The organism is Massilia sp. TS11 (assembly GCF_022012445.1).
In the GTDB taxonomy this organism is placed as follows: domain Bacteria; phylum Pseudomonadota; class Gammaproteobacteria; order Burkholderiales; family Burkholderiaceae_D; genus Telluria.
In genome coordinates this window covers 55,015-72,383 of record NZ_JAKLTS010000014.1, presented here as the reverse complement: position 1 = coordinate 72,383, position 17,369 = coordinate 55,015, and the positions used below count along the sequence as shown (strand labels likewise).

The 17,369-nt window shown below is 67.1% G+C and carries 20 protein-coding genes; 8 read left to right on the top strand and 12 right to left on the bottom strand.

Going from position 1 to position 17,369, the window contains the following annotated elements:
- Positions 1 to 15 precede the first annotated feature (15 nt).
- From hutG to hutI, 4 genes are read left to right on the top strand one after another with little or no spacing between them, the layout of a single operon-like run.
- Entirely contained in the window at positions 16 to 807 is a 792-nt protein-coding gene (gene hutG, locus LZ005_RS18230) for an N-formylglutamate deformylase (protein ID WP_237809929.1), read from the top strand.
- Positions 804 to 2,162, top strand: a complete 1,359-nt coding sequence (locus LZ005_RS18225) for a formimidoylglutamate deiminase (protein WP_237809928.1) — start codon at positions 804 to 806, stop codon at positions 2,160 to 2,162. The genes hutG and LZ005_RS18225 overlap by 4 nt, the downstream gene beginning before the upstream one ends.
- On the top strand, positions 2,162 to 2,734 hold the full coding sequence (locus LZ005_RS18220; RefSeq protein WP_237809927.1) for a HutD family protein: 573 nt from the start codon (positions 2,162 to 2,164) through the stop codon (positions 2,732 to 2,734). The genes LZ005_RS18225 and LZ005_RS18220 overlap by 1 nt, the downstream gene beginning before the upstream one ends.
- 38 nt (positions 2,735 to 2,772) lie before the next feature.
- Positions 2,773 to 3,954 carry an imidazolonepropionase gene (gene hutI, locus LZ005_RS18215; protein WP_237809967.1) on the top strand — a complete coding sequence of 394 codons (1,182 nt, stop codon included), beginning with the start codon at positions 2,773 to 2,775 and terminating at the stop codon, positions 3,952 to 3,954.
- Between the two features lie 124 nt (positions 3,955 to 4,078).
- On the opposite strand, the gene LZ005_RS18210 is transcribed toward hutI, so the two are convergent.
- The 4 genes from LZ005_RS18210 to LZ005_RS18195 form a co-directional block, all read right to left on the bottom strand.
- Positions 4,079 to 4,561, bottom strand: a complete 483-nt coding sequence (locus LZ005_RS18210; RefSeq protein WP_237809926.1) for a GNAT family N-acetyltransferase — start codon at positions 4,559 to 4,561, stop codon at positions 4,079 to 4,081.
- Complete coding sequence (locus LZ005_RS18205; protein ID WP_237809925.1) at positions 4,558 to 5,487, bottom strand: DMT family transporter; 930 nt, start codon at positions 5,485 to 5,487, stop codon at positions 4,558 to 4,560. The genes LZ005_RS18210 and LZ005_RS18205 overlap by 4 nt, the downstream gene beginning before the upstream one ends.
- An 87-nt stretch (positions 5,488 to 5,574) precedes the next feature.
- Entirely contained in the window at positions 5,575 to 6,027 is a 453-nt protein-coding gene (locus LZ005_RS18200; protein ID WP_237809924.1) for a glycine zipper 2TM domain-containing protein, read from the bottom strand.
- Between the two features lie 130 nt (positions 6,028 to 6,157).
- On the bottom strand, positions 6,158 to 6,595 hold the full coding sequence (locus LZ005_RS18195) for a DUF962 domain-containing protein (RefSeq protein WP_237809923.1): 438 nt from the start codon (positions 6,593 to 6,595) through the stop codon (positions 6,158 to 6,160).
- 123 nt (positions 6,596 to 6,718) lie between these two features.
- Between LZ005_RS18195 and LZ005_RS18190 the strand changes: the two genes are divergently transcribed.
- Positions 6,719 to 7,216, top strand: coding sequence for a DNA-deoxyinosine glycosylase (locus tag LZ005_RS18190; RefSeq protein WP_237809922.1), 498 nt, complete (start codon positions 6,719 to 6,721; stop codon positions 7,214 to 7,216).
- 16 nt (positions 7,217 to 7,232) lie between these two features.
- Here the strand turns inward: LZ005_RS18190 and LZ005_RS18185 are convergent, their stop codons facing one another.
- The 7 genes from LZ005_RS18185 to LZ005_RS18155 form a co-directional block, all read right to left on the bottom strand.
- Positions 7,233 to 7,586: a transcriptional regulator gene (locus LZ005_RS18185; RefSeq protein ID WP_237809921.1), complete on the bottom strand. Its 354-nt coding sequence runs from the start codon at positions 7,584 to 7,586 to the stop codon at positions 7,233 to 7,235.
- Complete coding sequence (locus tag LZ005_RS18180; RefSeq protein ID WP_237809920.1) at positions 7,583 to 7,948, bottom strand: DUF6516 family protein; 366 nt, start codon at positions 7,946 to 7,948, stop codon at positions 7,583 to 7,585. Before LZ005_RS18180 ends, LZ005_RS18185 begins: the two co-directional genes overlap by 4 nt.
- 277 nt (positions 7,949 to 8,225) lie before the next feature.
- Entirely contained in the window at positions 8,226 to 8,480 is a 255-nt protein-coding gene (locus LZ005_RS18175; protein WP_237809919.1) for a DUF3297 family protein, read from the bottom strand.
- A 40-nt stretch (positions 8,481 to 8,520) separates the two neighbouring features.
- Complete coding sequence (locus LZ005_RS18170) at positions 8,521 to 9,618, bottom strand: HAF repeat-containing protein (RefSeq protein WP_237809918.1); 1,098 nt, start codon at positions 9,616 to 9,618, stop codon at positions 8,521 to 8,523.
- A gap of 38 nt (positions 9,619 to 9,656) precedes the next feature.
- Positions 9,657 to 10,838: a tetratricopeptide repeat protein gene (locus LZ005_RS18165; RefSeq protein WP_237809917.1), complete on the bottom strand. Its 1,182-nt coding sequence runs from the start codon at positions 10,836 to 10,838 to the stop codon at positions 9,657 to 9,659.
- A gap of 98 nt (positions 10,839 to 10,936) precedes the next feature.
- The gene (locus LZ005_RS18160) at positions 10,937 to 11,797 is read right to left on the bottom strand and encodes an HDOD domain-containing protein (RefSeq protein WP_237809916.1); all 861 of its coding nucleotides are present in this window, start codon (positions 11,795 to 11,797) and stop codon (positions 10,937 to 10,939) included.
- An 82-nt stretch (positions 11,798 to 11,879) separates the two neighbouring features.
- Entirely contained in the window at positions 11,880 to 12,308 is a 429-nt protein-coding gene (locus tag LZ005_RS18155) for a cache domain-containing protein (RefSeq protein ID WP_237809915.1), read from the bottom strand.
- 167 nt (positions 12,309 to 12,475) lie between these two features.
- Between LZ005_RS18155 and LZ005_RS18150 the strand changes: the two genes are divergently transcribed.
- Genes LZ005_RS18150 through LZ005_RS18140 form a run of 3 tightly spaced genes read left to right on the top strand, consistent with a single transcriptional unit; the run spans position 12,476 to position 15,957 of the window.
- A complete protein-coding gene (locus LZ005_RS18150; protein ID WP_237809914.1) occupies positions 12,476 to 13,825 on the top strand; it encodes a KamA family radical SAM protein in 1,350 nt (449 codons plus the stop codon).
- 7 nt (positions 13,826 to 13,832) lie between these two features.
- A complete protein-coding gene (locus tag LZ005_RS18145) occupies positions 13,833 to 15,140 on the top strand; it encodes an MFS transporter (RefSeq protein WP_237809913.1) in 1,308 nt (435 codons plus the stop codon).
- Positions 15,109 to 15,957 carry a fumarylacetoacetate hydrolase family protein gene (locus tag LZ005_RS18140; protein ID WP_237809912.1) on the top strand — a complete coding sequence of 283 codons (849 nt, stop codon included), beginning with the start codon at positions 15,109 to 15,111 and terminating at the stop codon, positions 15,955 to 15,957. Before LZ005_RS18145 ends, LZ005_RS18140 begins: the two co-directional genes overlap by 32 nt.
- 3 nt (positions 15,958 to 15,960) lie before the next feature.
- Here LZ005_RS18140 and LZ005_RS18135 read toward each other — a convergent pair whose 3' ends face one another.
- Complete coding sequence (locus LZ005_RS18135) at positions 15,961 to 17,274, bottom strand: aspartate aminotransferase family protein (protein ID WP_237809911.1); 1,314 nt, start codon at positions 17,272 to 17,274, stop codon at positions 15,961 to 15,963.
- Positions 17,275 to 17,369: the final 95 nt, after the last annotated feature.

Sequence of the window (17,369 nt, the reverse complement as noted above, 5' to 3'; positions counted from 1 at the left end):
ACTCTGGAGGACGCGATGGATTACCAGTTCCGTTCCGGCCGCATTCCGCTGCTGGTGTCGATGCCCCATGTGGGCACCGACATCCCGGATGCGATCGCCGTGCGCATGACGCCGGCCGCCATGCGGCGCGCCGACACCGACTGGCATCTGGTGCAGCTGTATGATTTTCTTGAGGACCTGGGGGCGTCGAGCATCAGCGCGCGCTGGTCGCGCTATGTGATCGATCTGAACCGCCCGCCCGAGGACACCAATCTGTATCCGGGCCTGGATACCACCGGTCTGTGCCCGCTCGATACCTTTCACCGCGAGCCGCTTTACCAGTCGGGCCAGGCGCCCGACACGGCCGATGTGCGCGAACGCCTGGAGCGCTTCTGGCGACCCTACCACAACGCGCTGCGCCAGGAGCTGCAGCGCCTGCTCGATCTGCATGGGCGCGTGGTGCTGTGGGATGCGCACTCGATCGCCTCGGTGGTGCCGCGCTTCTTCGAGGGCAAACTGCCGGACCTGAACTTCGGCACGGCCGAGGGCAAATCCTGCGCGGCCGAACTGCAGGCCGCCGTGGTCGATGTCGCGCGCCGCCAGGACCGCTACAGCCTGGCCGTGAATGGCCGCTTCAAGGGCGGCCACATCACGCGCGTGTACGGCCAGCCGCAGGCCAATGTGCATGCGATCCAGCTGGAGATGTGCCAGTCCACCTACATGGACGAACAGGCGCCGTTTGCCTACCGTCCCGACCTGGCCGGCCAGGTGCAGCCGCTGCTGCGCCAGCTGCTGCAGGCCGCCGCCGACTGGGCCCAGCGCCGATGACACGCCTGCTGGCCCGCCATGCCCTGCTGCCCGACGGCTGGCAGCGCGACGTGCTGCTCGAATGGGACGAGGGCGGCAGCCTGACGGCCGTGCGCCCCGCAGCCGACGATGCCCATGCCGCGCGCGCCCAGTGGGTGGTGCCGGGCATGATCAACCTGCATTCGCATGCGTTTCAGCGCGCCCTGGCCGGGCTGACCGAAGTGGCGGGGGACACGCCCGACAGCTTCTGGTCCTGGCGCGAACTGATGTACCGCTTCGCCCAGCGCATCACGCCCGAGCAGATGCAGACCATCGCCGCGCAGCTGTATGTGGAGTGCCTGCGCCATGGCTATACGGCCGTATGCGAATTCCACTACCTGCAGCGCGATCCGGATGGCGCCCTGTATGCCGATCCGGCCGAGACGGCGCGCCGCGTAATCGCTGCCGCGCGCGAGACGGGCATCGGCATCAGCATGCTGCCGGTGCTGTATGCCTATGCCGGTTTTGGCGAACAGGCCTTGCGCCCGGAGCAGCGCCGCTTTCGCACCGATGCTGGCGACGTGCTGCGCATCGTCGCGGCGCTGGAGAACGAACGTGATGCGCAGGTCGAAGTGGGCGCCGCGCCGCACTCGCTGCGCGCGGCCTCGGTGGCGCAGATCCGCACGCTGATCGACGGCCTGCCGGCCGCACGCCCGCTGCACATTCACATTGCGGAGCAGATGGCCGAAGTCGAGCAGTGCCTGGCCTATGCGGCGCGCCGCCCGGTCCAGTACCTGATGGAGCAGCTGTCCATCGACGCCCGCTGGTGCCTGGTGCACGCCACCCACCTGAGCGCCGACGAATGTACGGCCATCGCGCGCAGCGGCGCCGTGGCCGGCCTGTGCCCGACGACCGAGGCGAATCTGGGTGACGGCCTGTTCCCGCTGGTTGATTTCCTGGCGCAGGGCGGGCGCTTCGGTGTCGGCAGCGACAGCCACGTGTCGCAAAGCCCGGTGGAGGAGCTGCGCTGGCTCGAATACGGCCAGCGCCTGCGCCACCAAAGCCGCAATGTGGCGGCCCAGCCGCAGCAGCGCCGGGTGGGCGATTTTCTGTGGCAGGCCGCGCTGGCGGGTGGCGCGCAGGCGGCCGGCCGGCCGCTCGGGCAGCTGGCGCCGGGCGCGCGCGCCGATCTGCTGGTGCTCGATGCCGGCCATCCGAACCTGGCGGGCGCCGCCCCCGAGCATGTGCTGGGCAGCTTGGTCTTCAGCGGGAACGACAATCTGGTGCGCGATGTGCTGTGTGGCGGGCGCTGGGTGGTGCGTGGCGGCCGCCATGCGCGCCAGGAGGAGATCGGCGCGCGCTTCAAGGCCGCCTGCGCGGCGCTGCGGAGCGCCTGATGCGGATTCTGCGTTTTGACCAGCTGACCCTGACCCCGTGGAAGAACGGCGGCGGCACCACGCGCGAGCTGCTGTGCTTTCCCGAAGGCGCCGGCACCGACCGTTTCGACTACCGCATCAGCCTCGCCACCATTTCGCGCGATGGCCCCTTCTCCAGTTTTCCGGGCGTGGACCGCACGCTGGCCCTGGTCGAAGGCGAGGGCGTGACCTTGCATGTCGGGGCCGACCAGCGTGTCGTCATCAACGAAGATACGCCGGTCTTCCAGTTCCCGGGCGAGCTGCCCGTGCATGCGGTGGTCAATGCCGGCACCACGATGGACTTCAATGTGATGACGCGGCGCGGCCATTGCCGCCACCAGTTCCGCATCCATTACGGCGAGCTGCTGCCATTCGAGTGCGAGGCCGATCTGACCCTGGTGTTCTGCGCCGATATCGACTTCGGCCTGCATGCGCCGGGGCCGGTGCGCCAGTTCGACAGCATGGTGGCCGGGCCGGGCGAGACGGTCGGCGTGTCCTGCTACAGCGGCTGCTTCTTCATCGTCGACATCAACCTGGAGGATGGCGTGCTGTGACTGCCGATCTCGTGATCACCAATGCGCATCTGGCCACCATGACCGACGGCTACGGCGAGCTGCGCGACGCCGCCCTGGCCGTGCGCGACGGCCGCATCGCCTGGCTCGGCCCGCGCGCCGAGGCCCCGCGCGCGGCGCGCACGCTCGATGCGGGCGGCGCCTGGCTGACGCCCGGGCTGATCGACTGCCATACCCACATCGTCCACGCCGGCAACCGCTCGAATGAATTCGAGGCGCGCCTCAACGGCGCCAGCTACGAGGAGATCGCGCGCGCCGGCGGCGGCATCATGTCGACCGTGCGCGCGACCCGCGCCGCCAGCGAGGACGCGCTGCTGGCCGAGAGCCTGCCGCGCGTGCGCGCGCTGCTGCGCGAAGGCGTGACCACGCTTGAAATCAAATCCGGCTATGGACTGGAGCTGGAGAGCGAGGCGCGCATGCTGCGCGTGGCGCGCCGTATCGGCACGCTGCTGCCGGTGCGGGTGCGCACCAGCTTCCTCGGCGCCCACGCGGTGCCGGCCGAACTGGCCGGCCAGGCCGATGCCTATATTGACGCCGTGCTGGCCATGCTGGCGCCGCTGCAGGCGCAGGGTCTGGTCGATGCGGTCGATGCCTTCTGCGAAAAGATCGGCTTCAGCCCGGCCCAGACCGAGCGCGTGTTCGCCGCCGCCCAGGCCCTGGGCCTGCCCGTCAAGCTGCATGCGGAGCAGCTGTCCGATCAGGGCGGGGCGCAGCTGGTGGCGCGCTACCGCGGCCTGTCGGCCGACCATGTCGAATACCTGAGCGAGGACGGCGTCCGCGCGATGGCCGAGGCCGGTACCGTGGCCGTGCTGCTGCCCGGCGCCTACTACTTTCTGCGCGAGACCCAGGCGCCGCCGCTGGCGGCCCTGCGCGCGGCCGGCGTGCCGCTGGCGTTGGCAACCGACTGCAATCCCGGCACCTCGCCGCTGACATCGCTGCTGCTGACAATGAACCTGGCCTGCACGCTGTGGCGCATGACGCCGCAGGAAGCTCTGGCCGGCTGCACGCGTGTGGCCGCACGTGCGCTCGGGCTGGCCGATGAGATCGGCACGCTGGAAGTGGGCAAACGCGCCGACCTGGCGCTGTGGCGCATCGCCCGTCCGGCCGATCTGGCGTACGCGATCGGCTTTAACCCCTGCTGGGCAGTGGTCTTTGGCGGCGAGCTGCAGACGTTTGAGGAAACGCAAACGCTACAGAAGTAAGGGAATGTAAAGTTGGGGGAGTTCGCGCAGGCATTCGCGTAGAGTGAATGTGTCGAATCAATCTCCCCTCCCCATTCACATGGGTTCACCCACGGAACGCAAGTCCCGTGGGTTTTTTATTGGCTCAGGACTTGGCCAGGCGGGTCAGGGCATCGCCGGTTACGCGGCAGATGCGCCAGTCGGGCAGCAGCTCGGCGCCCATGCCCTTGTAGAACTGGATGGCTGGCTCGTTCCAGTCGAGCACCGACCACTCGAAGCGGCCGCAGTTGCGCTCCACCGCCAGCTGGGCCAGGGTCACCAGCATCTGGCGGCCATAGCCTTTGCCGCGGTGGGCCTGTTTCACATACAGGTCTTCCAGGTACAGGCCCTTCTTGGTGAGGAAGGTCGAGAAATTGTGGAAGAACAGGGCAAAGGCCACGACCTCGCCGTCCTCGACGCCGACGATGGCTTCGCAGACGGGATGGTCGCCGAACAGGCCTTCATGCAGGCGGGCCTCGGTGGCCACCACCAGATGCTCGAGCTTTTCGAACACGGCCAGCTCGATGATCATGCCGTAAATATCAACAACGTCGCCCGGTTCGGCGGGGCGGATGGAGAAGGAACTCATGCCGCTTTCTTAAGTGCAGTAGGTTGAACGGAAGGCGCAGCGGGCGTACGCAAAGCCCAGGCCACGCTGGCCAGACACAATACCATGCCCAGCCACTCGCTGGCTCCAGGCCGGAAATTTTCAAGCTGCATCGACAGCAGCACCGAGATCACCGGCGTCACCACGCCGATGTAGACGGCCTTCTGCGAGCCGATGCGTGCGATCAGCGTGAAATAGCAGTGGAAGGCGATCACCGAGCCGAACAGCGACGGATACAGCAGGCCGCCCCAGTAGGGCAAGCCGTGCGGCATGCTGAAGTGCTGGCCCGTCAGCAGGGCAAACAGGGCGACCATCATGGTGCCCCACAGCATTGACCAGGCCATGGTCAGCATCACATTGCCCGAATGTTCGCGCACCTTGATCACCACCACATTCCCGGCCGAGGACGCGAGCGTGGCCACCAGGGCCAGCACCAGGCCGAGCAGGAAGTGGCCCTGGCCGCCGGCCAGGATATCGGTCCAGGCCTGCTGGATCGAATGGAAGAACAGCAGCACCGTGCCGAAGACGGCCACGGCCCCGGCCGCCCACACGCGCCAGGTGATGCGCTGGCCAAAGGCAAGGCGGTTGAAGATCGGATTCCAGAACACCATCAGCGAGAACAGCACGGCCACCAGGGCCGACACCAGATACTGCTCGGAGTTATAGGTGCAGACGTAGGACAGGCCGAAGGTGAAGAAGCCCTGCAGCATCATCCAGCGCTGGACTTTCCAGCCGAGCAGCAGCTTCTGCCCCTTGAGCGCGCACAGCAGGAAGAGCGTGGCGGCCGCCAGGCCAAAGCGGTAGACGACGGACACCGCGGGCGCCACCTCGCCGAGCTGCAGCGTAATGGCATAGAAGGTCGAGCCCCAGATCAGCGAGGCGATGACAAACAGAATCGGGGAGGACATGGCGAAAGTATAGGGGCTTTCGCACTTTTCTGCCGGAAACTTCCGGTGGGGATGGGGCGGACCGGCAGGCCCGCCCCGGGGAGAGACTTAGTGGGTCACGCGGGTGGTGCGGCCGTTCGACAGCAGGCGCACGCGCTCGCCCGGACGGAAGGCTTCGTCGGCTTCCTGGACGACGGCTTTCAGTTCGCCGTTGTCGAGCTTGATGGTGATTTCGAGGCCGGGGCGGTCATTCGCCGAGGCTTCGATCTTCTGGCCGATCACACCGCCGAGCACGGCGCCGGCGACGGCGGCGGCTGCCGAACCATTGCCATTGCCGATGTTCGAGCCGGCGGCGATGCCGCCCAGGGCCGCGCCGGTGGCGGCGCCGACACCGGTGGTGCGGTTCGAGATGTTGACAGTGCGCACCGATTCAACCGTGCCCATGCGAACGGTCTGTTCGTTCTGGGTTTCGTAGCCGCGGTAGTTGCTGCCCGAGTGGGTGGCAACGACACAGCCCGACAGGGCGGCAGCGGCGAGGACGATGGCGACGAGAGATTTCATAGTGTGGCTCCGTGAGGTGATTTTATTTGTCATGTCATTTCCGGTCCGGCGTTCAGAGGAGCAGGACTCGGGCAAGCTGAAGACTAAAGGAAACGGGCGGCGCCAGCCATTCATTTTTGGTAAGAATCTGTTACCAGGCAAGGTGCAGGCGCTTGTACAGGAAGCTCAGCACGAACAGCGGGCCGATCAGCAAGAAGCGCAGATCGTCGAAGAACGAGGGCTTCTTGCCTTCGATCTTGTGGCCGATGAATTGGCCGATCCAGGCCAGCACGAAAATCGCCAGCGACACGGGCAGCACGGTCAGGGCCGGCATGGCCGCGAGGATGCCGAGCGACAGCAGGGAGGCCAGCAGCATGCCCATTGCAAACGGGCGCGACAGCTTGAGGTAGTAGGCCATCGCGCCGCCGACCACGAGCAGGGCCAGCACCGGATGCAGGGCCCAGACCAGGCCCAGCAGCGAGAACACGATCAACGGGATGCAGACGCAATGAATCAGCTCATTGGTCGGATGCATGTGGCTCTCGCGGTAGGTGGCGAGCAGGCTGTCGATGGCGCGTTGCTGTTCCATGCGGGTCTCCGTCGAAGAATGTGGCGATGATTGTAACTCAGGCCGGCGCCGGCCAGACCACCGGCGGCGCGCGCCTGTGCTAAGGTGCAGGCCCATCGGATTTTCCGCCACGCCCTGCACGCCATGCACCGCAAACGCTGTTTCGATCCCGTCGTCAACGCGCACACGCGCGTGCTCATCCTGGGCAGCCTGCCCGGCGACAAATCGCTGGCCCTGCAGCAGTACTATGGGCATCCGCAGAATGCTTTCTGGCGTTTGATGTCGGACGTTTTGGCGCTCGACCTGCAAACTTTGCCTTACTCGGCGCGCTTGGATGCTTTGCTCCAGCATGGTGTCGGCTTATGGGATGTCGTGGCCGATGCGCAGCGAGCGGGGAGTCTGGACAGTGATATTCGAAACCGCGCTGACAATGATTTGTTGGCGCTGTTGGCACAACACGCGCAGATCGGCGCGCTGGCTTTTAACGGGAATCTGGCGCGGGATATTGGTTTGCGCTGCTTGGGTGGGCGGGCGAAGGACTTCAGCATTGTGGCCTTGCCCTCAAGTAGCCCGGCTCACACGATGCCGTATGCGCAAAAACTTGTGCAGTGGAAGGCGCTCCAAAAACTTCTTGATCGCTAAAGCTTGGGGTCAGCAATCAGGTGGCAAGGATGCGAAATTCTGTTGCCTTTGCAATGGGACGAACCAGGTTGCGCTCGCGCCGTAGTTCAATGATGCCGTAATTTGACATGGTTTTGAGCGTGCGCGACAAATTACTGGGCTTGCGACCTGTCTGCTCCGCCAAAGCAGAAATCGATTCCGGCTTGGTTTGCATGATGATGTGCAGCAGGCGGCGATTTTCGTCGCTCAGCACTTCAGCGAGTGATTTCATTGACGTGAACCAGATTTTTGGTTCCTTGGGCTGCGGCCTGTAATCGCCGCGGGCGATGGCCAAGACGCGGGCGCGAATGGCCTCTTGAGACATAATTCCGATTGTGATGGTTTTTCTCATCTCGTCACCTCTTGAAGCACTCGGTCCACATCTGCAAAGAAGTCCTTGATGAGCTGCTGCGCATCCTTGAAGGCATAGGGCATACCTTGATCAGAAGCACTCCTGTGCTTATGGTCATACGCCAGAATGCGCCCCGCAAATTTGAACTTCTTGGGCGGCTTGACTGCATGGGCGTTGTCGTAACCGAGGATGCGCTTGCCGTATGGCTCATGCAAGGTCAGGCTATATCGGATCCCGTGTGGGACGGCAACTGAAGGGATCACCTGCCAAGCCTCAATCTTGATCCAGTAGCCGCCACCCTGATCGAGAATCGATCCGTGTAAGTCCAGCAAAGTGGCAATGGCCGGGTCCGTACGCATCATCTAATATATCATCAGATGATATGTTGCGCCGCTTGGCTGATGACTGATCTGAGCTGCGTTGCCATGCTTAATCTCCAGTCGGGCTAACGCGACGGAGGTCAGAATTCCATGAGAGCAAGCTTCAGATGTTGATCATGCTCAGAGGCAATGTATTCGTTCCCAGATCCTCCGGTTTGATACGGCCGTGCTCGCTTTGGATCTGGTGGCGCTGCTGGACAAGGGCGTCGGCTGATGGGGCGGGGTGGCCGCGGCCCACCACAGCAGCAGCCAGGCGCGCTCAGGGCGCGTCGGCGTAGAAGGCCTCGACCGTGCCCTTCAGTTTGATGAGCATGGGACGGCCTTTGCGGTCCAGGGTGCGGCCAGCGGCGACCTTGATCCAGCCTTCGCTGATGCAGTATTCCTCGACGTCATTGCGTTCTTTGCCGTTGAAGCGGATGCCGACGTTGTGCTGAAACACAGCGGCAACGTGGTGCGGGCTGCGCGGGTCGATCGACAGATGGTCGGGCAGGGGAGGGCGTTGGGTATCGTTCATAGCCCGCTATTATTTGCCAGTTCGGCGCTTTGCACAAGGTTCAGCGCCGTTCGCGCAGGCTGCGCCAGGACAGGCCGCGGTAGCGTTTGCGCCAGACGATGATGGCGCCGGCCAGCAGCATGGCGCCGGCCAGAACCGGCGCCAGGGTCGGCACCAGCCCGGCCGCTTCCATCGGCACAGCGTCGACGGCCATGGTGGCGGCCTCGAAATGGGTGCCGCGGATGGCGCCGATCACCAGGCCCTGGTCGTTGACGGCGTTAATCAGAAACAGGCCCTGGCCGCCGCGGTAGACCGTCAGCTTGCCGGCCTGCCAGACGAAGCTGCGGCGCTCGTCCTTCAGCTGCCAGCTGCCGGCCACCTGGCCGGCGTTGTTGATGCCATTGGCGAAGCTGTCGCCCTCGCCGAGCAGGGCGCCGATGTCGATCATGCGCTGGCCGTCGAACACGAAGGCATGCCAGGCGCCGCGCGCCGTTTCGGCCGCGCCGACCACCATCCCGGCGTCGTTGATGGCGGCCGCCGCGCTCGAGCCGCCGCCCAGGGTGCCGAGGTCGCGCATGCCGCTGCGCGGGTCGTACAGGAAGGCGTGGCGCTGGTCGCGTCCGACGGCCGAGGTGCCGGTCACCTGACCGTGGCGGTTGATGCCGCTGGCCTGACTGAGGCTGCCGCCGAGCGTGCCCAGGTCCATCAGGTTGCGGCCGTCGTAGAGAAAAGCGTGGTAGCCGCCGCCCGGGGTGTCGGCAAACCCGACCACCTGGCCGGCCGCATTGATGGCGGTGCCGTAGCTGCTCTTGCCGCCCAGCGTGCCCAGTTCGCGCATGCCGTCCGCACGCGTGTACAGGTAGGCGCGCCAGTGGCCGTTGGCGTCCTTGGCCGAGCCGACCACCTGGCCGGCGTCATTGATGGCGTGGACTTCGCTCTCGTTCCCGCCCGGGAGCAGCAGTTCGGTGATGCGCGCGCCTTCGATCAGCACGCCGCGCTGGCGGCCCTTGGGGGTTTCGAGCACGGCCACGGCCTGGCCACGCGCATTGATGTCGTAGGCGACGCTGGCGGTGCCAACCGGCGCGCGGATGCCGAGCGTGGTCGCGGCCTGGGCCAGGCCGGCCAGTACGAGGGTCAGGATCAGAGCGCTGCGCTTCATGGGCCGAGACTATACACGGCCCGCGCGCCGAGCCGCGCTCAGCGCAGCCGCATCTGGCGCAGCGCGGCCAGCTTGCCCTCGTACAGGGCGCTGTCGCGGCGCGTGGTGCTGGTCTGGACGGCCAGGTCCATCTCCTCGCGCGCGGTATCGAGCTCGCCGAGCTTGTAGCTGGCCATCGCCAGCCAGAAGTGGAACTCGTGGTAGTAGGGCGCGCGCCGCACTTCGCGCCGGAAGTAGTCGCGCGCTTCGGCCCAGGCGCCGCGCCGGGCCGCCTCCATGCCCTTGTCGAAGAATTCGAAAGGCGGGTGCGGATCGAGCCGGGCGACCCGTTCGCGCAGCTGCCCGGCCTCGCCGTCCTTGCCCTGTTTGGCCAGCACCGGCACCAGATTCGACAGAATCAGGCGGTTGTCGGGATCGACCAGCAGGGCGTAGCGCAGCGTGGTTTCGGCCTGGTCGAGCAGGCCGCGGCGCGAATAGATGACGCCCAGGGTGTTGTAGGTGTTGACGAAGCCCGGATACTGGCGCACCCCGGCCGCGGCCCAGGCATAGGCGTTGTTCAGATCGCCGGCGGCCAGGCTCTCGGCCGCGCGGTTATTCATGTACATGGCCAGCACGGTGTTCTCGTCGATGGCCAGCGAGCGCAGCGCGCGCGCGTCCGGCGGCGGCAGGAAGTCGATCGTGATGGCGCTGGCCGTGTACAGGCTGGCCTCGTCGTCGCGCGCGGTGATCACCGTGCCGCCATAGGGGCGCAGCTTGCCCAGCGTGATGTTGACATGGTGGCTGGCGAACACCAGATTGCCGCTGCGGCTGAAAGTCTCGTCGACCAGCACATTCTGGTAGGTGATGTCGAGCCCCAGTTCCTTGGCAAACGCGGCCGTCAGCAGCACCAGCGACAGACAGTTGCCGGCCTTCTGCTCAAACGTCTCGGCCGGCAGGCGGGTCTTGCTGGCGTCATACTCGACCAGCAGCTGGCCCTTGGCGTACAGGGCATTGAACAGGCGCCGCTGCGGATTGCTGCCGGGTGCCGTGCGCACCGTCTGCTGCAGATAGTCGCGCATGGCGGGGCTGAGCGTGAACGCCTGCTGCACGCCGATGGGTTCGGTCGGCGGCGCGAAGGCCTGGTCGGCAAAGATGCTGGCCGGCGCGGCGCCGACTTGGGCTTGCATACTGGCGCAGCCGCTCAGCACGAGCGCGCACAGTAGGATGGCAATGCGTTTCATGTCCCCTCCAAGGATTGGGGCGGGATCGCTCTGCGGCATCCCTCCCCCAAACCAGTATCGGCGCAGCAGGGCGCCAAGTCAACCTGGGGAGGGCGCGCTTACTGGTCGCCGTGGAAGGCTTCGATCAGGTCGGCCACCAGGTCGGCCACTTCCTCGTGCGACAGGCCGAGGTGGGCGCGCGCCAGATCGCCGCCCTTGTGCCATTCGAGCGAATCGGAATGGCCCTGGTATTTCTGGATCGCCGCTTCGGCCACCAGGGACAGGGCCACGAGCGAGCGCAGCAGCTCCGCCGTGCCCTGGTCTTCGATGACGCGGTAGTCGTGGTGGTGCAGGATGCCCCAGCAGATGTCCTCGGCCAGGCCCCAGTTGCGCGCCAGCAGGCAGCCGATGGCGGCGTGGTGGGTGCTGAAGGCCTCTTCTTCGATGGCCGTGATCGGGCGTTCCGGATCGGTCACGGCGCGCGCATACACGGCCTCGTACTCGGGGAAGCGCGCGGTCAGCAGCGGCACGCCCATGTCGGCGAACAGGCCGAAGGTGTGGGCCACGTCCGGCTCGCCCACGCGCAGGGCGCGCGACAGGTGGACCATGGCCTGGGCGCGGCGGTCGGACACGTCCCAGAACGCGACCAGGGAACGGCCGCCGGCGCGGATCGCCTTGCGCGCCAGCAGGCCGGCCATCAGCGAGGCGACCTGGTTGATGCCCAGGAACAGAATCGCCTGTTCGATCGAGTTCGACTTGTGGCCGCCGCCCCAGATCGCCGAGTTGGCCAGTTTGAGCAGGGCGCCCGACATGCCGACGTCGCTCGAAATGATGCGGGCGATGTTTTCCGGCGCCGGTTGCGGCTGGGACAGCTCCTTCTGCAAGGCCATCAGCAGGCTGGGGCGGGGCGGGATGCGGATCGATTTGATCAGCGCATCAACGGCGTCGGTTCCATTCGCAGGGGAAGCAATATTGCTCATTTGACTAGCGTTGTGGCGGCGGGCACAAAAGCCAACACTGTACACGATTCACCGTGACGCCGCGATGACAGGCTGGCATCTTCTATTTCTTGTAGATGCCGGCCTCCAACACGATGTCGCCCAGCCGCAGGATATAGGTCGTCTTCGGCTCGACCTTGCCCGAGACCGGATTCTTGTAGTGGTAGTCGACCCAGCCCTTGCCCTTGTCCTTGGCCACGGCCAGGATTTCCTTGCGGTACAGCTTGCCCGAGGCGTCGGGCACATTCACCAGGTCCTTGCCGACCAGCTGGGGATTGACCGGGTGGGCCAGCACCACGCCGCTGTGGATGTCGCGCGCGTCGACATACAGGCTGCCCTGGATGAAGTCGGGGTCCTTGGCGGCAATTTTCTCGAGCAGGGCTTGCTGGCCGTGCGCGCGCCCGTAGGCGGCCGCCTTCTCGGCCATGGCAATCGCATCGGCGGCGGTGGGATCGACGGCGGCCAGCAGGGTGGCCCAAAGCAGGCTGTGCATGGTTGGCTCCTTTCCAGTGGTTAATTCGACGCGCCATTCTGGCTTGCCCACAGGCTGGTCCAGTTGCGTTGGCGCAAGCATTTGCCCGGCCCCGCCATTGACGTGTGGCAATTCGGCCGGCCCCGCCCTGCCTATGCTGGACCCATTCTCACCCACCAGGAGTTCGCATGAGCCTTGCCGATCTGCCCACCAAATTCCAGGCCTACACCCGCACCAGCATCCGCAGCGCGCGCCAGTGGGACTGGATGGCGCCCGAGCTGCAGGAAGCCGTCACCGTGCTGTCGACCGTCCTGCCGTTTCGCACCAATGCCTATGTGCTCGACCAGCTGATCGACTGGAACCGGGTGCCCGACGATCCGATCTGGCGCCTGGTCTTCCCGCACCGCGACATGCTGCCGCCCGAAGACTATGCGCGCCTGAAGCAGCTGGTACTCGGCCAGCCCGACCCGGACCGCCTGGCCACCTATGTGACGGCGCTGCGCCTGCGCATGAATCCGCACCCGGCCGGGCAGATGACCCATAATGTGCCCAGTTTCGAGGGCGCCCAGCTGCGCGGCATCCAGCACAAATACCGCGAGACCGTACTGTTCTTTCCGGGCGCCGGCCAGACCTGCCACGCCTACTGCACCTTCTGCTTCCGCTGGCCGCAGTTCGTCGGCATGGACGACTACAAGTTCGACGCGCGCGCCTCGCACGAGCTGGTGGCCTATCTGCGCGCCCACCCGCATGTCAGCGATGTGCTGATCACCGGCGGCGATCCGATGATCATGAATGCGCGCGCCCTGGCCGCCGTGATCGAGCCGCTGCTGGTGCCGGAGCTGGGCCATGTGCAGAACATCCGCATCGGCACCAAGTCGCTCGCCTACTGGCCGCAGCGCTTCGTCACCGACCGCGACGCCGACGAGGTGCTGCAGCTGTTCGAGAAGGTGGTCGCCAGCGGCCGCCAGCTGGCCATCATGGGCCACTACTCGCATGCGGCCGAACTGCGTCCGGCCGTGGCCCAGCGCGCCGTGCGCCGCATCCTCGGCACCGGCGCCACCGTGCGCATGCAGGCCCCGCTGATCCGCCACGTGAACGAAGACCCGGCCAGCTGGGTCGAGCTGTGGACCACGGGCGTGCGCTTGGGGGCCATCCCCTACTACATGTTCGTCGAGCGCGACACCGGCCCGCGCGAGTATTTCGCGCTGCCGCTGGCGCGCGCCTACGAGGTGTTCAGCGAGGCCTACCGCCAGGTGTCGGGGCTGGCGCGCACGGTGCGCGGCCCCTCGATGAGCGCCTTCCCCGGCAAGGTGCTGATCGACGGCCTGCCCACCATCGGCGGCGAAAAGGTGTTCGCGCTGCAGTTCCTGCAGGCGCGCGACGCCAGCCTGGTGCGCCAGCCCTTCTACGCGCGCTTCGATCCGCAGGCCACCTGGCTCGATCAGCTCAAGCCCGCCTTCGGCGCCGAGCGCTTCCCCTTCGAGCTGGCGGCGCCGCGCATCGTGCCGCTGCACCCGACGTCGGCGCTGGCGGCCTGAGGGCGTCATGGCCGGCGCACCGCTCCACAGCGAAGCCCTGCCGGGCCAGGCGCCGCTGGGCGCCTTGCGCCTGGCCGGCTGCGTGTTCCTGCCGTATGCGCTCGGCCACTTCCTGTCCTCGGCCCTGCGCACGGTGAATGCGGTGCTGGCGCCCGAGATGATGGCCAGCCTGGGGCTGGACGCCACCGGCCTGGGCTGGCTGACCAGCGTGTTCTTCTTCAGCTTCGCGCTGGTGCAGCTGCCGATCGGGCTGGCGCTGGACCGCTTCGGCCCGCGCCGCGTGCAGCCCGTGCTGCTGGCGCTGGCGGCCTGCGGGGCCTGGCTGTTCGCCCGGGCCGAGTCGCTGATGCTGCTGGCGCTGGCGCGCGCCCTGCTCGGGGTGGGCCTGGGCGGCTGCTTCATGTCGGCCGTGAAGGCCCTGGCCACCTGGGTGGCGCCGGCGCGCCTGCCCTCGGTGCAGGGCTATCTGATCGCCGCCGGTGGCCTGGGCGCGGCCAGCGCCACCCTGCCGGCGCGCGCCTTGCTGCCGGCCTGCGGCTGGCGCGGCGTGTTTCTGCTGCTGGCCTGCGCAGCCTTGCTGGTGGCCCTGGCCATCTGGCTGCTGGCGCCGCGCGCCCATGCGCGTCCGGCCGGTACGCCGCCGGCCGTGGCGGCGGTGCTGCGCACCCCGGCCTTCTGGCGCACGGCGCGCCTGATGCTGCTGCCGCATGCGGTCTTCTTCGGCATCCAGGGCCTGTGGATCGGGCGCTGGCTCAGCGACGTGGCGCACCTGAGCGACCAGCACGTGGCCTGGCTGCTGTATCTGGGCATGGCCGGCGTGATCTTCGGCGCCATCGGGGTCGGCATGCTGACCGAGTGGGCGGCGCGGCGCGGCATCGCCGCGCTCGACCTGGCGGCGGCCGGCGTGGCCCTGTTCGTGCTCGTGCAGCTGGCGATGGTGGCCGGCTATGTGCCGGCGATGCCGCTGCTGTCGGTCGCCTTCACCCTGCTTGGCACCTTCACCGGCATGGACTATGCGATCGTGGCGGCGGCCATGCCGCGCAGCCTGACCGGGCGCGCCGCCACCTGTCTGAATCTGCTGATCTTCAGCGTCGCCTTCCTGGTGCAGGCCGGCTTCGGCCAGCTGCTTGGCTTGTGGCGCCCGCTCGGCGGACATGCGCCGGAGACGGCCTGGCGCGTCGCCCTGGCCTGCCTGGTGGCGCTGCAGCTGCCAGGCCTGCTCGTGTACCTGCGCGAACGCAGGGTAGAATCGGGGTCTTTCATCCATCACTGCAAGGAAGACCATGAGACTGCTGCGTTACGGCCGCCCCGGTAAGGAAAAGCCGGGCATGCTCGACGACGAAGGCCGCATCCGCGACCTGTCCGCCATCCTCCCCGATATCGACCCGAGCGCGCTGGCGCCGAAAGCCTTGCGCCAGCTGGCCAAGCTCGATCCGCGCAGCCTGCCGCTGGTGCGCGGCACGCCGCGCATGGGCGTGCCGGTCAAGGGCGTGGGCAAATTCATCGGGATCGGCCTCAATTACGCCGACCATGCAGCCGAAATGGGTTCGCCGATTCCGAGCGATCCGGTGATCTTCCTGAAGGCCACCAGCTGCCTGTCCGGGGCTGACGATCCGATCATGCTGCCGCGCGGCTCCAAGCGCACCGACTGGGAAGTCGAGCTGGGTGTGGTGATCGGCACGCGCGCCCGCTATGTCGAGGAGAAGGACGCGCTGCGCCACGTGGCCGGCTACTGCGTCGTCAACGATCTGTCCGAGCGCGAGTTCCAGAAGGACCGCGGCCCGCAGTGGGACAAGGGCAAGGGCTGCGACACCTTCGGCCCGGTCGGCCCCTGGCTGGTGACGCCCGACGAAATCTACGACGAACAGGACCTCGACCTCTACCTGGACCTGAACGGCAAGCGCATGCAGACCGGGAATACCAAGACCATGATCTTCAGCGTGGCCACCCTGATCGCGCGCGTCTCCACCTACATGACGCTGGAGCCGGGCGACATCATCGCCACCGGCACCCCGCCCGGCGTGGGCATGGGCCGCAAGCCGCAGCGCTATCTGAAGGCCGGCGACCAGGTCCGCCTCGGCATCCCCGGCCTGGGCGAGCAGCAGCACGAGGTCGTGGCCTTCAAACTCTGAGGCCTAGACGGTGAGCGCGACCTCGAGCCGCGCCACCAGTTCTTCGAGTTCGGCCTCGCTGATGATGAAGGGCGGGGCCAGCAGCACATGGTCGCCGCTGCGGCCATCGACGGTGCCGCCCATCGGATACACCATCAGCCCGGCCGCCATGGCCTGGGCCTTGACCTGGGCGTGAATCTGGCGCTCGGGCGCGAACGGGCGCGCGCTGGCGCGGTCCTCGACCAGCTCCAGAGCCAGCAGCAGGCCGCGCCCGCGGATCTCGCCCACATGCGGATGCTGACCGAAGCGCGCCTCGAGCAGATGGCGCAGCTGGGCGCCGCGCAGGCGCACTTTGTCGAGCAGCTTGTCGCGCGCGATGGTCTGCTGCACGGCCAGGGCGGCGGCCGCCGCCACCGGGTGGCCCAGATAGGTATGCCCATGCTGGAAGCTGCCGCTGCCCGCGCGCAGCACGTCCACAAGCGCGCCGCGCGCCAGCATCGCGCCGATCGGCTGATAGCCGGCGCCCAGGCCCTTGGCCACGGCCACGATATCGGGCAGCACCTGCTCCTGCTCGAAGGCGTACAGGCTGCCGCAGCGGCCCATGCCGCACATGACTTCATCGAGAATCAAGAGCAGGCCGTATTTGTCGCATAGCGCACGCACGCCGGCGAAATAGCCGGGTGTCGGTGTCAGCGCGCCGGCCGTGGCGCCGCCCACGGTTTCGGCCACAAAGCCGATCAGGGTCTCGGGCCCGGCGTCGATGATGGCCGCTTCCAGTTCGGCCAGCAGGCCGTCGGTGTAGTCCTGCAGGCTCTGGCCCGGCGCCCGTCCGCGATAGGGATAGCAGGGCGAGACGTGGATGGCGTCGGCCAGCAGCGGCGCGAACGGCGCGCGCCGCCAGGCATTGCCGCCGACGCCGAGCGCGCCCAGGGTGTTGCCATGGTAGCTCTGGCGGCGCGCGATGAAGCGGCGGCGCGTGCTTTCGCCTTTCTCCAGACAGACCTGGCGCGCGAACTTGAGCGCCGCCTCCATCGCCTCCGAGCCGCCCGACACCAGGTAGACCTGATCGAGGTCGCCCGGCGCACCACTAGCCAGCACTTCGCCCAGGGCCTCGGCCGCGATACTGGTGAAAAAGCCCGTGTGGGCATAGGCCAGCTGGTCGATCTGCGCATGCATGGCGGCCAGCACGGCCGGATGCGCATGCCCGAGCGAGGACACGGCCGCGCCGCCGCTGGCATCCAGATAGCGGCGCCCGCTATGGTCGGTGATCCAGCAGCCGGCGGCCTGGATGGCCAGCGGCGGGGTGCTGCGCAGACTGCGGTGCATCAGGTGGCTCATGGTGCGGCTCCTTGAGGGGACAATCGCGCCATGCTAGCCCGATTTGCGCGCCTGTGCCTTGATCCGCGCCGCGCAGGCTTCTCATTTACGTGCCG

Coding starts and splice junctions, on each gene's coding strand:
- LZ005_RS18155 (WP_237809915.1), bottom strand. CDS start 12,308: ATGCACAGCCTGCTTTGGGCCACCCTGCTGGCCGCCGTCGATCCCACC.
- hutI (WP_237809967.1), top strand. CDS start 2,773: ATGACCGACGGCTACGGCGAGCTGCGCGACGCCGCCCTGGCCGTGCGC.
- LZ005_RS18185 (WP_237809921.1), bottom strand. CDS start 7,586: ATGAGAAAAACCATCACAATCGGAATTATGTCTCAAGAGGCCATTCGC.
- LZ005_RS18195 (WP_237809923.1), bottom strand. CDS start 6,595: ATGGAACAGCAACGCGCCATCGACAGCCTGCTCGCCACCTACCGCGAG.
- LZ005_RS18145 (WP_237809913.1), top strand. CDS start 13,833: ATGGCCGGCGCACCGCTCCACAGCGAAGCCCTGCCGGGCCAGGCGCCG.
- LZ005_RS18160 (WP_237809916.1), bottom strand. CDS start 11,797: ATGAGCAATATTGCTTCCCCTGCGAATGGAACCGACGCCGTTGATGCG.
- LZ005_RS18175 (WP_237809919.1), bottom strand. CDS start 8,480: ATGAACGATACCCAACGCCCTCCCCTGCCCGACCATCTGTCGATCGAC.
- LZ005_RS18190 (WP_237809922.1), top strand. CDS start 6,719: ATGCACCGCAAACGCTGTTTCGATCCCGTCGTCAACGCGCACACGCGC.
- hutG (WP_237809929.1), top strand. CDS start 16: ATGGATTACCAGTTCCGTTCCGGCCGCATTCCGCTGCTGGTGTCGATG.
- LZ005_RS18210 (WP_237809926.1), bottom strand. CDS start 4,561: ATGAGTTCCTTCTCCATCCGCCCCGCCGAACCGGGCGACGTTGTTGAT.
- LZ005_RS18150 (WP_237809914.1), top strand. CDS start 12,476: ATGAGCCTTGCCGATCTGCCCACCAAATTCCAGGCCTACACCCGCACC.
- LZ005_RS18205 (WP_237809925.1), bottom strand. CDS start 5,487: ATGTCCTCCCCGATTCTGTTTGTCATCGCCTCGCTGATCTGGGGCTCG.
- LZ005_RS18220 (WP_237809927.1), top strand. CDS start 2,162: ATGCGGATTCTGCGTTTTGACCAGCTGACCCTGACCCCGTGGAAGAAC.
- LZ005_RS18165 (WP_237809917.1), bottom strand. CDS start 10,838: ATGAAACGCATTGCCATCCTACTGTGCGCGCTCGTGCTGAGCGGCTGC.
- LZ005_RS18170 (WP_237809918.1), bottom strand. CDS start 9,618: ATGAAGCGCAGCGCTCTGATCCTGACCCTCGTACTGGCCGGCCTGGCC.
- LZ005_RS18225 (WP_237809928.1), top strand. CDS start 804: ATGACACGCCTGCTGGCCCGCCATGCCCTGCTGCCCGACGGCTGGCAG.
- LZ005_RS18200 (WP_237809924.1), bottom strand. CDS start 6,027: ATGAAATCTCTCGTCGCCATCGTCCTCGCCGCTGCCGCCCTGTCGGGC.
- LZ005_RS18135 (WP_237809911.1), bottom strand. CDS start 17,274: ATGAGCCACCTGATGCACCGCAGTCTGCGCAGCACCCCGCCGCTGGCC.
- LZ005_RS18180 (WP_237809920.1), bottom strand. CDS start 7,948: ATGATGCGTACGGACCCGGCCATTGCCACTTTGCTGGACTTACACGGA.
- LZ005_RS18140 (WP_237809912.1), top strand. CDS start 15,109: ATGAGACTGCTGCGTTACGGCCGCCCCGGTAAGGAAAAGCCGGGCATG.